The sequence below is a fragment of the Acidobacteriota bacterium genome (assembly GCA_016712445.1).
Lineage (GTDB): Bacteria > Pseudomonadota > Alphaproteobacteria > Caulobacterales > Hyphomonadaceae > Hyphomonas.
This window is the reverse complement of record JADJRB010000001.1, coordinates 709426-722014: the sequence shown is the minus strand read 5'-3', so window position 1 is coordinate 722014 and position 12589 is coordinate 709426. Positions and strand designations below refer to the sequence as shown.

General features: G+C 66.2%; 14 protein-coding genes and 1 tRNA gene. 11 read left to right on the top strand and 4 right to left on the bottom strand.

Annotated elements, in window-relative coordinates; translation table 11 throughout:
* Positions 1–77: 77 nt before the first annotated feature.
* The 4 genes from IPK75_03635 (at position 78) to IPK75_03620 (ending at position 4670) form a co-directional block, all read left to right on the top strand.
* Positions 78–1937 (top strand): DUF885 domain-containing protein, encoded by a 1860-nt coding sequence (locus IPK75_03635; GenBank protein ID MBK8197440.1) that lies wholly within the window; start codon positions 78–80, stop codon positions 1935–1937.
* Positions 1938–1990: 53 nt separating this feature from the next.
* Entirely contained in the window at positions 1991–2962 is a 972-nt protein-coding gene (locus tag IPK75_03630; protein ID MBK8197439.1) for a hypothetical protein, read from the top strand.
* A 73-nt stretch (positions 2963–3035) separates the two neighbouring features.
* Positions 3036–4199 (top strand): acyl-CoA dehydrogenase family protein, encoded by a 1164-nt coding sequence (locus IPK75_03625; GenBank protein MBK8197438.1) that lies wholly within the window; start codon positions 3036–3038, stop codon positions 4197–4199.
* Positions 4200–4202: 3 nt separating this feature from the next.
* The gene (locus IPK75_03620) at positions 4203–4670 is read left to right on the top strand and encodes a DUF3429 domain-containing protein (GenBank protein ID MBK8197437.1); all 468 of its coding nucleotides are present in this window, start codon (positions 4203–4205) and stop codon (positions 4668–4670) included.
* Here IPK75_03620 and IPK75_03615 read toward each other — a convergent pair.
* Positions 4655–5173: a disulfide bond formation protein B gene (locus IPK75_03615; GenBank protein ID MBK8197436.1), complete on the bottom strand. Its 519-nt coding sequence runs from the start codon at positions 5171–5173 to the stop codon at positions 4655–4657. The genes IPK75_03620 and IPK75_03615 overlap by 16 nt on opposite strands.
* A 46-nt stretch (positions 5174–5219) precedes the next feature.
* Complete coding sequence (locus IPK75_03610) at positions 5220–5840, bottom strand: exopolysaccharide biosynthesis protein (protein MBK8197435.1); 621 nt, start codon at positions 5838–5840, stop codon at positions 5220–5222.
* A gap of 86 nt (positions 5841–5926) precedes the next feature.
* Here IPK75_03610 and IPK75_03605 point away from each other — a divergent pair.
* Together IPK75_03605 and IPK75_03600 are read left to right on the top strand one after the other, a co-directional pair.
* Positions 5927–6010: transfer RNA gene (locus IPK75_03605), tRNA-Leu, on the top strand.
* A 187-nt stretch (positions 6011–6197) separates the two neighbouring features.
* A complete protein-coding gene (locus tag IPK75_03600; GenBank protein ID MBK8197434.1) occupies positions 6198–6875 on the top strand; it encodes a hypothetical protein in 678 nt (225 codons plus the stop codon).
* Here IPK75_03600 and thpR read toward each other — a convergent pair.
* Positions 6850–7425: an RNA 2',3'-cyclic phosphodiesterase gene (gene thpR, locus IPK75_03595; GenBank protein MBK8197433.1), complete on the bottom strand. Its 576-nt coding sequence runs from the start codon at positions 7423–7425 to the stop codon at positions 6850–6852. The two genes, IPK75_03600 and thpR, sit on opposite strands and share 26 nt — an antisense overlap.
* Before the next feature lie 87 nt (positions 7426–7512).
* Entirely contained in the window at positions 7513–7845 is a 333-nt protein-coding gene (locus IPK75_03590; protein MBK8197432.1) for a DUF2853 family protein, read from the bottom strand.
* Positions 7846–8213: 368 nt separating this feature from the next.
* Between IPK75_03590 and IPK75_03585 the strand changes: the two genes are divergently transcribed.
* The 5 genes from IPK75_03585 (at position 8214) to IPK75_03565 (ending at position 12578) form a co-directional block, all read left to right on the top strand.
* Positions 8214–8987 (top strand): Bax inhibitor-1/YccA family protein, encoded by a 774-nt coding sequence (locus IPK75_03585; protein MBK8197431.1) that lies wholly within the window; start codon positions 8214–8216, stop codon positions 8985–8987.
* A gap of 142 nt (positions 8988–9129) precedes the next feature.
* Entirely contained in the window at positions 9130–10092 is a 963-nt protein-coding gene (gene mdh / locus IPK75_03580; GenBank protein MBK8197430.1) for a malate dehydrogenase, read from the top strand.
* A 61-nt stretch (positions 10093–10153) separates the two neighbouring features.
* Positions 10154–10753 carry a GNAT family N-acetyltransferase gene (locus tag IPK75_03575; GenBank protein MBK8197429.1) on the top strand — a complete coding sequence of 200 codons (600 nt, stop codon included), beginning with the start codon at positions 10154–10156 and terminating at the stop codon, positions 10751–10753.
* Positions 10750–11316 (top strand): hypothetical protein, encoded by a 567-nt coding sequence (locus IPK75_03570; GenBank protein ID MBK8197428.1) that lies wholly within the window; start codon positions 10750–10752, stop codon positions 11314–11316. The genes IPK75_03575 and IPK75_03570 overlap by 4 nt, the downstream gene beginning before the upstream one ends.
* 35 nt (positions 11317–11351) lie before the next feature.
* Positions 11352–12578, top strand: coding sequence for a peptidoglycan DD-metalloendopeptidase family protein (locus IPK75_03565; GenBank protein MBK8197427.1), 1227 nt, complete (start codon positions 11352–11354; stop codon positions 12576–12578).
* Positions 12579–12589 lie beyond the last annotated feature (11 nt).

The window sequence follows — 12589 nt, the reverse complement described above, 5'->3', positions numbered from 1 at the left end:
GCGATTGACGCCGCCGGTTTCGAGGGATACGGGGTTTTATCGTTAAACGGAAAGTCCGTTCTGAGGAGACCCCCCCAATGATCCGTTCCGCCGTTTCGGCCCTCGCCCTCGTTTTCGTTCTCGGCGCCTGTGCGCCGAAGCCCGCCGCTGAGCCGGCGATGTCGGCTGAAGCCCTTGCCGAGCAGAGCACCAAGCTGAATGCCTGGTTCGACGAGAAGTATGAGGAGCAGCTGCAGTTCAGCCCGATCCAGCTGACTTTCCTTGGCCGCAAGGACAAGAATGACGAGATCGACTGTTTCACCTTCGCCTGCGCCGATGAGCAGCTGGCCTGGCTGAAAGGCGCGACCGACGAGCTGAAGGCGAACTTCGACTACGACACGCTGTCCCCGACCGACCAGGATTCGGTCGACCTCTGGAACTACCAGTACCAGCGCGCCGCAGACAGCGTTGCCTATCGCCGCAACGGTTTCATCTTCGACCAGATGAACGGCGTGCAGAGCTTCGCGCCGACTTTCCTGATCCAGTTCCATGCAGTCGATGACGAGGCCGACGCCAAGGCGCTGGTGAAGCGCTACACCGGCACGGCCGCCGCGCTGCAGGACGCGCTGGTGATCACCAAGGAGAACGCCGAGGCCGGCGTCCATGCGCCGAAGTTCGCGTACGAAGCCGTGATCGACCAGTCGAAGAAGATCGTCACCGGCGCGCCGTTCACGGCAGGCCCGGATTCGGCCATCTGGGCAGACTTCAAGGCCGACACCGCCAAGCTGGTCGCCGACGGCAAGATGACCCAGGAAGCAGCCGACGCGCTGACGGTTGAAGCCGAGGCGGCCCTGAAGGGTCCGTTCCTGACCTTCTACAACGACCTGATAGCCTTCTGCACGGCTGACATGGCCAACTCGCCGGACCCGAAAGGTCCGCAGGGCGCCAACCTGCAGCCGAACGGCGCGGCCTATTACGACTTCATGCTGGCCGGCATGACGACGACCTCGATGACGGCGGACGAGATCCACCAGCTCGGCCTGTCGGAAGTCGAGCGCCTGCACGGCGAGATGGAAGCGATCAAGAACCAGGTCGGTTTCGAAGGCACGCTGCAGGAATTCTTCAAGAGCATCCGCGATGCGAAGGATGACGAGCGTCACTATTATCCGAACACGGATGAAGGCCGCGAGGCTTATATCGCGGACGCCACCGCCGCCATCAACAACATCAAGACCAAGCTGCCGGAATATTTCGGCATCCTGCCGAAGGCTGACCTTGTCGTGAAGCGCGTCGAAGCCTTCCGCGAACAGCCGGGCGCGGCCCAGCACTACTTCCCGGGCACGCCGGACGGCTCGCGCCCGGGCATCTACTATGCCCACCTGTCGGACATGACCATGATGCCGAAGGGCGAGCTGGAAGTGATCGCGTATCACGAAGGCATTCCGGGCCACCACATGCAGATTTCGATCGCGCAGGAACTGACGAGCGTTCCGAAGTTCCGTACGCAGGCCGGCTTCACCGCCTATTCGGAAGGCTGGGGCCTCTACGCTGAATGGCTGGCGAAAGAGATGCCGGGCACCTACCAGGATCCGTACTCGGACTTTGGCCGCCTCGGCTCTGAAATCTGGCGCGCGATCCGTCTCGTCGTCGACACCGGCCTGCACTCGAAAGGCTGGACGGAAGAGCAGGCGGTCCAGTACTTCCTCGACAACTCGGCCATCACCGAAGGCCAGGCCCGTTCGGAAGTGCAGCGCTATATCGTGACGCCGGGCCAGGCGACGGCCTACAAGATCGGCATGATCCGCATCCAGCAGCTGCGTGCGAAAGCCGAGGCCGAACTTGGCGACAAGTTCGACATCCGCGCCTTCCACGACACGGTGCTCGGTGGCGGCGCGCTGCCGCTCGATGTACTCAGCCGCAAGGTTGACCAGTGGATCGCGACGGTGAAAGCCTCGTAGCAGGAAACAGCAACGCCCCGGTTCGCCGGGGCGTTTTTGCATGGAGGGCCGGGATGCGCGGATGGACTGTGTGGCTGGCTGGACTTGCCATTGCGAGCGGATGCGCGAGTCATGCGCCGCAGGCCGGGGTTGAGGCCGAGGCTGAGGCTCCGCCGATCCTGATCCTGGACGATGCCGAGCGCTTCGCGGCGCTGCTGGAAGGCGGCATCCTGCCGGATGCTGACGTTCTGCAGGCGGACTATATCGCCAAGGGAACGCGCGGTATCGAGATATTCACGCCGTACCGGATCGAGGATGGCGCCAAACTGGCCGCAAAACTTGCGGCCGAGCCGGAGCGCTACCGGCGCGCCATTGAGGTATGCCTTCCGGCAGCGCGGGAGATGCAGGCGCAGACTTCCGCCACGCTCGAAGGCGTTTCGGAGCTTCTGGATGTTGCCACTCTTGTGCCGGACGGCGCGTATCCCAATCCGGTGCCTGCCTATATCGTCTTCGGGGCGGGCAATTCCGGCGGCACCGCTGCGCCGGACGGGTTGGTGATGGGGCTTGAGGTTCTGTGTGACGGGCGCGACGCCGCAGAAATACGGCAAGTGCTGGAGGAGTTCGTCGCCCATGAAGTGACGCACTCCTATCAGGGGCAGGTGCGCGACGGGTCGGAAGGGCAGGGCCTGCTCTCAATCGTGCTGACCGAAGGCTTCGCCGATTTCGTGATGGAATTGTCTCTGGGGCGCCCGAGCCTCACGGACGCCGAGCGGGCGGCTTACGGCCTGGCGCATGAGCCGCAGCTCTGGGCGGAGCTGAAGGCGGACATCGATGCCGGCGTGATGGACAATGCCGACTGGCTCTACGGTCAGGGCCGCGGCGGGCGGGTGAACGATCTCGGCTACTGGATCGGGAAGCGGATCTGCGAAGCCTATTACGCGCAGGCGGACGACAAAACCGCGGCGCTGCAGACGTTGCTCAAGCTGGACGACCCGGCCGCCATCCTTGCGGCGAGCGGCTATGCCGGGCGGTTTGCGCCGGACTAGACGCGCCTGACTTTGGGTGACCCATTGCCAGCGGCGGGCGCGGGCCTAGTCTCGGCTGCCGGAGGACGACGTCATGCACCTGAAATTTGCCCCCGAAACGGAGACGTTCCGCGCGCATGTGCGCAGCTGGTTCGAGACCGAATTTCCGAAGGACATCATCGCCAAGTACAAGGCGGGCATTCCGCTGACGACGGCGGATGTGCGCAAGTCAGAGATGGCGCTGGGCGACAAGGGCTGGCTGGCGACAGCCTGGCCGAAGGAATACGGCGGGCCCGGCTGGGGTCTTGAGGAACAGTACGTCTTCGATGAGGAGCTCGAGCGCGCCGGCGTGCCGACCGTGACGCCGATGGGGGTGATCTATGTCGGCCCGGTGATCTACACGTTCGGCAGCGAAGCGCAGAAGCAGCAATGGTTGCCGGGCATTCGCGACGGGTCGGTCGGCTGGGCGCAGGGCTATTCGGAGCCGGGCGCGGGATCGGACCTCGCGAGCCTCGAATTCTCTGCCGTGCTGAAGGACGGCATCTATACGCTGAACGGTCACAAGATCTGGACCTCGGCGGCGCAGCATGCCGACTGGATCTTCCTGCTGGCGCGCACCAGCCGGGGCGAGAAGAAACAAGAAGGCATCAGCTTCATCTGCTGCCCGCTCGACGCGCCGGGCGTCACCGTCAAGCCGATCATCTCGATCGACGGGGCGCATGCGCTGAACGAAGTGCTGTTCGACAATGTCACCGTGCCCGAGGCAAACCGCATCGGCGAGGAAGGCAAGGGCTGGACCTATTCGCAATACCTGCTTGGCTTCGAGCGCACGTCGTATGCGCGCATCGGCGGCAAGCGGGCGATGCTGCGCCATGCAAGGGCGCTCGCCTCGGCGATGCCGGAAGGGGCGAACGAGCGGCTGATCGATGATGCCGGGTTTGCGTCGCGGGTCGCGCAGGCGGAGATCGCGGTGGACGGGCTGGAGATGACGGTGTTCCGGATCCTTTCGGCGCAGGTGTCCGGCGGCTCGGTGGGGGATGCGTCGTCGACCGTGAAGATCCTCGCCACCGAAACGCACCAGGCGATCACGCAACTGTTGCTTGAGGCAGCTGGTCAATTTGTGGGACACCGTGCCCCATCAGCAGGCACTGGACCGCGCGATGTGGCGAGTTATTTCGGTGGGCGTGCCCAGTCGATTTACGGCGGCACGAATGAAATCCAGAAGAACATCATCGCACGCAAGGTGCTGGGGCTTTAAGACATGAGAGTGTTCGGAATTCCGGGCGTTCCGCTGGCACTGACGCTGGCCGGGCTGATCCCGTTCGGCGCGGGCGCGGGGGTGATGTGGTATGCGCGGGGCGATGATCCCGTGCTGCAGGCGCAGGCGGCGCTCAGCCTGCTGGTCTATGCCGGTGTGATCCTGTCCTTCCTCGGCGGGGTGCGCTGGGGCGCCGAGATCAATGCCAACGGGTCCGGCATTCCGCGCACGCGGCTGATGGTGCTGTCGGTGCTGGGCGCGCTGGCCGGCTGGGGCCTTGTGCTGTGGGGCGTGCTCGGATCGCTCGGCTGGCAGGTGTTTGCGGCGGCCGCGGCGGCGCACGTGCTGCACGGCGTGTGGGACGCCGACGGGGCGGGCCTGGCCAACTGGTTCCGGCGGCTGCGCATCTTCGCGGCGGCGGGCGCGGTGATTTCCCTCGGCGCGGCGGCGGCCGTCTACCTGGTGCGGTAGGACCGGAAGGTCAGCGCGGCGGCGGTGAAGCTGAAGCCGGCGAGGACCAGCGAGACAACCCCGTTCCAGCCGGCCATCGACAGACCGGCGATGTAGAAGGGCGCGGCGGTGCACGACGGCACGTGCAGCGGCTGGTCGAGATCGCCGATGGCAAAGGGGTCGCCCACCGGCGCGCCGCTGCAGCCATCCGGCGGCGGGAAGATCTTCCACTCGACGCCGGCATGGAAGAACGCCACCACGACGCCGACCACAAAGACAAGGCCGATCAGCACGTTGAGCGCGACGAGGAAGCGGCGCTTCGGCACCAGGCGCCAGATGGCGAGGCCGGTCAGCGTCATCGCGATGAGAGCCCAGTAGACTTCCCGCTGGCGCAGGCAGAGCGGGCAGGGCAGGAGGCCGCCGAAGGTTTCGAAGGCATGCGCGCCGGCCAGCATCAGCGCGGAGGCGATGAGGGCAGCGACCGGCCAGCGCCAGCCCGTGAGCATTTTCGTCAACGCTGTCATGCGTCCATTCACGCGAGGATGGCGCGCCGGGCAATGCGGCGCAGCGTCACGAGCCGAGCGCGGCGCCCGCGAGAAAGCTGGCGCCGGTGACGGCGGCGAACACCAGCGCGCCGATCCATATGGTGCCGATCAGCAGGCCGGCGAGGACCGCGAGGCCGTCCTTCTGCATCAAGCCGAAGGAGGCGATGGCGACGCCGAAGCCGGGCACGGTGTTGGTCATCGGCAGGGGCAGCAGGATCGAGGCGCAGAACAGCACGAGGAAGAGGCCGACCACGCGCTCGGACCGCTTGCCGGTGATGAAGGTGAGGCGGGGGCGCACCAGCGCCTCGATCCAGCCGAACCATTTGCGCCCGCCGGTGGCCATCGCCGTGAGACCGGCCTTGTCGATCTTGCGCGCGGCGAGGCCCGCGGGCAGCCAGGGCTCGTCGCGGCCGAGGCACATCTGCGCGGCGAGCGCCATCATCGGCACGGCGACGATCTGCGGCACCAGATACAGGAAAGGCACGCAGCAGGGCAGCGCCAGCAGGAACAGCGTCGCGCCGAAGGCGCTCTCGTCGAGCTGGTCGAAGATTTCGCGCAGGCTGAAGCCCGCCTCGGGAGAGGCGTCGGCCATCTGTTCGATGGATTGCAGGAGCGTGCGGCTGGCGGCGTCGGGCGGCAAGGTCATGCCCGGTTCCTAACGGCGCCGGGCGCCAGCGTCGAGACAATTGACACGCAGGGCTGGCGTGCGGCAGGAACCTGCCCACGCAGGCAGCCTCTGTGGTGGAATGGTAGACGCGGCGGATTCAAAATCCGCTTCCGCAAGGAGTGCCGGTTCGAGTCCGGCCAGAGGCACCACTTTTTGTTGGATCCCGTATCGCCGCTTCTCGGCTCACATGGATCGCGCTCAGGGCTGCGGGGCGTCAGGCGGCTTCAAGATTGCTCTTTTCCCTATATTCCCGCTGAACGCAGCGGCCTGATTGCCCGGGTGGGGGCGGGTGGCTTAGGTTTGGCGGGTTGGGCTGGGCAGAGGGAGGGCCGGTCGATGACGGCGCCTTCTGTGAGCATCGGGCGGATCGGGCACGAGCGCGAGCCGATTGTCGTGATCGACGGGTTCAGTTCGGACCCGGCGGCGCTGGTCGAGCGGGCGGCCGGCGAGCGCTACGGGCAGCTCGGCGCGTTCTATCCGGGCGTGCGGGCCAAGGCGGCACCGGGCTACCTGACCGAGCGGATGGACCTGCTGCAGCAGGCGCTGGCCAATGCCTTCGGGGTGACCGGCGGGGCGAACCTGGTGGAGTGCAACTTTTCGGTGGTGACGACGCCGCCGGGCGAGCTGTCGGTGTTGCAGCGCCTGCCGCATTTCGATTCGACCGATCCGAGCTCGCTTGCGGTGCTGCACTACCTGTGCGGGCCCGAGCATGGCGGCACGGCGTTCTACCGTCACCGGGCGACCGGCTTCGAGACAGTGAGCGCGTCGCGGCTGGAGGACTATTCGCAGGTCATGGAAGCGGAGGCGCAGCGGGGGGCGGCGCCGCAGGTGGGCTACCTGCGCGGCGACACGCCGCTGTTCGAGCAGACCTACCGGGTCGAGGCGGCGTTCAACCGGCTGGTGATCTATCGCGGCTGGACGCTGCATTCGGGCACGGTGCCGGACGGCCACAGCCTGTCGCCGGATCCGCGGATGGGCCGGTTGACGATCAATACATTCCTTCAGGTGCCGTAAGGCCGGAGAAGGGCCCGGAGAGGGGATAGTCCGCCTCGGGTACATAGCGCGAGACGCCGGTCTTGCCGGGCTGGCTGGAATAGAGATGGAAACTGCCGGCGAGCCAGGGGCCGGCGCGGAAGGCGTGGTGGCGTTCGGTCCAGCGGCGGGCGTCCTCGAGCGGGGTCGCCTGGCAATAGGCGAGGGTGACGTGCGGCGTGAACGGCTGGCGCTCCAGGCGCAGGCCGAGGCGGCGGGCGGCGCGCGCGCAGGCGGCGGCAAGGCCGCTGAGCTCGTCGGTTTCGCGTACGCGGGCCCAGACGGCGGTGGGCTCGCGGCGGCCGAACCAGCCGGCGCCTTCCAGGCTGATCTCGAAGGCGGGCGCCTCGACGGCGCCGAGCAGGTCGTCGAGGTCGCGGGCCTGGTTGAAGCTGAGGTCGCCGTAGAAGCAGAGCGTGACGTGGAAGTTCGCCTCCGGCCGCCAGCGGGCGCCGGGCAGGTCGCGCTGCAGGGCGCGCAAGGGTGCGCAGATGTCCGGCGGGACGGGCAGGGCGGCGAACAGGCGCATCATGCGAGCGGTTTGACCACGCAGCCGGGCAAAAGAAAACCCGGCCACACGGGGCCGGGTCTGGTCTGGCTTTCAGGCCGGGCCGGCGGGTCAGCCGGCGAGATGTTCCAGCCGGCCGAAATGTTCGGCCAGCAGGTAGTAGAACGTCACACGGGACTTCTGGCCACCTTCGGCCTTCATCTTGTCGCAGACGGCCTTGATGCCGGCGTCCAGCTCTCCCTGCTGGTGGGCGAGGGCCAGCTTGGTCCGGCACCAGCGGTCCCGGATCCGGTCCAGTTCGCCGTCATCGCTGCACGCGACGACCGCGCTGTCCTTGTTGCGAAGGGCAATCCCCAAATGCCCTACGATCTTTTCGGCGGCAGCCTTGTTGTAGTCCTTTGCGTACTTTTTGATATTGTCGGCATAAGCCGAAGCATCCGCCATGTGCTTCCCCTTTTAAGTCGTGGCTTCTGTAGTCCTGCGAACGGTGAATTTCACAGTTGAATGAGAGTGTAAGTCCCGTCAGAGGCGAGTCAACGGCGGCGCGCTGTTCATTGGAATTGGCGCTCTGGAGACTGGACGAATATTGAAATCAATACTTTCCGCGCAATCGCGAATACTTTGAGCTTGAAGGAATGCTCAAGGACAGTTCGCCCCTGCCGCGAAGGCAAGCCAACAGCTTGCAAACCCTGGGATGAATATGCAGGCCGGAAGAGCTTCCGGATTCTGTTGCAGCGCGGCGCGAAGGCCCCCATATATTGCGCAAGCGGCGTCTGACGGCGCCTTCGATTTGAGAAAGGGTTCAACAACCGATGAATGACTTCAACCGGACTTTTGGCGGAATTGACGCGCGCGCCGCCGATACCTCGGTCAATGTGGGTCTGCGGGCCTTCATGCTGGGGGTTTACCAGAAGCTGGCGCTCGGCATCGCCCTGTCGGGCGGTATTGCCTTTGTGGTGGGTTCGGGCGTGTTTCCGGGCCTGACCCAGCTGCTGCTGGGTTCGCCGCTGTTTTATCTGTTCCAGTTCGGGCCGCTGGTGCTGATCCTCGGCTCGGCTTTCCTGATGAAGAACCCGTCGCCGCTGGCGACCGGCATCCTTTATTGGGCGATCGTCGTCATGCTCGGCGTCTGTCTCTCGATCTGGGTGATGATGGCAACGGCCGGCTCGGGCGGGGCGCTGCGCTCCGGCGCGGTTCTGACACCGACCTTCCTGACCATCGCGAAAGCCTTCTTCCTGACGGCCGCCTCGTTCGGCGCGCTCAGCCTCTACGGCTATACGACGAAGGCCAACCTTCAGCCGATCGGCGTGTTCCTGACCTTCGCGCTGTTCGGCCTGATCGGCATCAGCCTGATCAGCCTGCTGTTCCCGCCCTCGGGCATGATGGAAATCATCATCCAGGTGGGCGTGCTGGCCGTGTCGGGCATCCTGGTGGCGGTCGATACGCAGAACCTCAAGCAGAGCTATTTCGTGCATGAGGGCGATGCCCGCTCGCTGGCCGTGATGACCAACTGGGGCGCGCTGAACTTCTTCATCCTGTTCTACAACATCTTCACGATGCTGATGTCGCTGCTGTCGCGCGACTGATCCGGACCGGATATTCCTGACGGACGCCCCGCAAGCCAGCCTTGCGGGGCGTTTGTCTTTGGGCCGCATTGCACCGCGCCCCCGCCTCGGCTAGGGGTCCGGCCAGCATATTCCCTGGCCCCATTTTCCGAGGAGAAACACGATGGCCCGCAACAAGATTGCCCTGATTGGTTCCGGCATGATCGGCGGCACGCTCGCCCACGTCGCCGCACGCGAAGAGCTTGGCGACGTGATCCTGTTCGACATTGCCGAGGGCCTGCCGCAGGGCAAGGGTCTCGACATCGCGGAATCGACGCCGGTGTATGGCGCTTCGGTCGGCCTGAAGGGCGTCAATGACTATGCGGGCATTGCGGGCGCGGACGTCTGCATCGTGACGGCCGGTGTGCCGCGCAAGCCGGGCATGAGCCGCGACGACCTGCTGGGCATCAACCTGAAGGTCATGAAAGCGGTGGGCGAAGGCATCAAGGCGCATGCGCCGGACGCCTTCGTCATCTGCATCACCAACCCGCTCGACGCGATGGTCTGGGCGCTGCAGCAGTTCTCCGGCCTGAAGCCCGAGAAAGTGGTCGGCATGGCCGGCGTGCTGGATAGCTCGCGCTTCGCCTATTTCCTGTCCGAGAAGACCGGCGTGTCGGTGGCTGACATCCACGCCTGGACGCTGGCCGGCCACGGCGACGACATGGTGCCGATGGTGCGCCACTCGACGGTCGGCGGCCTGCCGCTGCCGGAACTGGTGAAGCAGGGCTGGATGACGCAGGCCGAACTGGACGCGATCGTGGACCGTACGCGCAAGGGCGGCGGCGAGATCGTCAACCTCCTGAAGACCGGCTCGGCCTATTACGCGCCGGCCGAGAGCGCCATCGCGATGGCGAAGTCCTACCTCAACGACCAGAAGCGCGTGTTGCCGGTGGCTGCGTTCTGCCGCGGCGAATTCGGCGTGAAGGACATGTATGTCGGCGTGCCGACGCTGATCGGCGCGAAAGGCGCCGAGAAGATTGTCGAGTTCGACCTGAACGCCGACGAGAAGGCGATGTTCGACAAGTCCGTCGCTTCGGTGCAGGGCCTGATCGAGGCCTGCAAGGGCATCGACGCTTCGCTGGCCTAGGCCGCGACGCACGCTTTCCGGATTGACGAAATCCGGCGCCTCGCCGACCCTCCCGCCTCAAATGGCAGGAGGGTCGCATGCGTTTCGGGCAGGCGGGTCGAGGGGAGCGGACTTGAAAGGCATCGTGATCGAGACTGAACGGCTGGTCCTGCGTCCTCCGTTGGCGGAGGATTATGGCGGCTTTTGCGCGCTGATGGCGGATGAGGAAAGCGCCCGGTTCATTGGCGGCGTGCAGCCGCCCGAGGCGGTCTGGCGGACGCTGTGCACGATGAGCGGTGCCTGGACGATCCGCGGCTTCTCGATGTTCTCGGTGATCGAGAAGGCGAGCGGGCAGTGGATCGGGAGGCTCGGGCCATGGCAGCCGGCGGGCTGGCCGGGCACGGAAGTCGGCTGGGGCCTGCTCGCGTCGGCGCAGGGCAGGGGCTACGCTGCTGAAGGCGCGAGCGCCGCGATGGACTATGCGGTCGACATTCTCGGCTGGAGCGAGATCATCCATTGTATCGACGCGAAGAACCTGCCGTCGATCAGGCTGGCGGAAAGGCTTGGCTCGACCTACCTGCGCAAGGCCATCGCACCGCCGCCGATGGCCGGCATCGAATGGGACGTGTACGGACAGACTGCCGATGCGTGGCGGGCGCGGCGGGCCGGCGCCGCGGCATGAATGACCGGTATGCGCTGCCCTTGTCGCCGCACCGGGCCGAGCGGGTGCGGCGCGCGCTGTGGGCCACGCTGGAGGCGTTGAGGCTGGCGCGGCGTGAAGCGCTGGAGATGGACAAGGACCCTGCGCGGCAGGGCTGGGTCGCGCTGGGACTGGTAACGGCGTTGCAGGCCGCGCTGGTGGCGGCGCTCTCGGGCTATGACACCGCGTCGCTGGAGGCCGTGCAGAATCCGTCGCAGCCGGAGCGGATTGCGCCGGGCTCGCTGCTGCTGCGGCGTGCCACTTCGGACGCCTATCTCAATCCGCCGGAACGGGTGGATCTGACCGGCAGCCAGGAGCGCGCGGTTGACCGGATCGTCGATGTCCGCAACGCGGCCGTGCATGCCCTGGCCGTGGAGGTGCCTGACAGTTTCCGGCGCGATGCGCGCGTGGTGGTGCGGCTGGTGTCGCATCTTGTGCGCGACGCGCCGGCCTTCGATCCGAAAGCGTTCGGTTATGTGCCGGCGCTGATCGGGGATGAGCTGGCCGCCCTGAGCAAGACGCTGCATGACGGCGCCGGCGATTAACGTCAAAGTGACGCCTGTGAGGCAGGGTTCGCCGGATGCGCCGCCTTGCTCCTTTCCTCGCCTGCCTGTTCCTCGTGCCGCTGATTGCAGCGGCGCCGGACACGTTCACGCGCGCCGACCTTGAGGCGCTGGAAGCCGAACGGCAGGCGGCGATTGCCGAGCTGAAACGCCTCGAACAGGAAGGCGAGACGACGGTCACCGACATCCACGAACTCGACAGCGAATTGCTGTCAGCCGCTATGGAAGCGCAACGGCGGGAAGAGCAGGCAAGCCGGGCCGAGACATCGCTGGGCGAGCTGCAGGTGCGCCGCGAAGAAGCGCGGGCCGAACTGCTTCGCAGCGAGACGGCGCTGGAAGACCTGCTGGCGGCGCTGGCGACCGCCAACCGCCGCAAGCCGCCGGCGCTGGTGGTGACGCCCGGCAACTCGGGCACCGCAATCCGCCGCGCCATCCTGATGCAGGCGACCTATCCGAAACTGTCGGCGCGCGCCGAAGGCATCTCGAAGGAGATCGACGAGCTCAATTCGCTGGAAGCTGGCATCCGCGCTGAGCAGGCCCGGCTCGGCGCGGCCGAGGCGACAATTGCGTTGAAGAAGGAAGAAATCGAACGGCTGGCCGCCTCGAAACGGGCGGCGTTCGAGGGCATTGCCGGCGATCTCGACGGCCTGCGCAGCCGGGCGGACAAGCTTGGCCGGGAGGCCGGTACGCTGCGCGAATTGCTGGCGGCGCTGGAATCGAACGCTCCCGACGCGCCGCGCGCCAAGCCGGCGAGCCAGCTGCAGCTGGCGGCGCTGAAGCCGGCCAAGACCGGCACCGCGAAGACGAAGACCACGATCGAGCCGGCGCCGAAGGTGACCACAAAGGCGCTCGGCAAGTCGGCCCTCGGCGGGCTGCAGCAGCCCGCGGCTGGCACGCTGCTGCGCCGGTTCGGCGACCCGATGCCCGGCGGCGGCAAGACCGAGTTCGTGGTGTTCCAGACCCGGGCCGAAGCACAGGTCATTGCCCCGGTCGGCGGCGTGGTGGAATTCGCCAAGCCATTCCGGAGCTACGGCGAGATGCTGATTTTGCGCACAAGCGACGGATATACTGTTATCCTGTCAGGCATGAGCCGGATTTATGTATCCGTTGGCCAGACTGTCAGCGCCGGGGAGCCCGTCGGCCGGATGCCCGACCGGGACGATCCCGAGCCCGAACTGACAGTGGAATTAAGGCTTGGCGACAGGGTGCTTGATCCGGCAGAGTGGATGTCTCGCGACAAGTAAGAGGGTCGCCC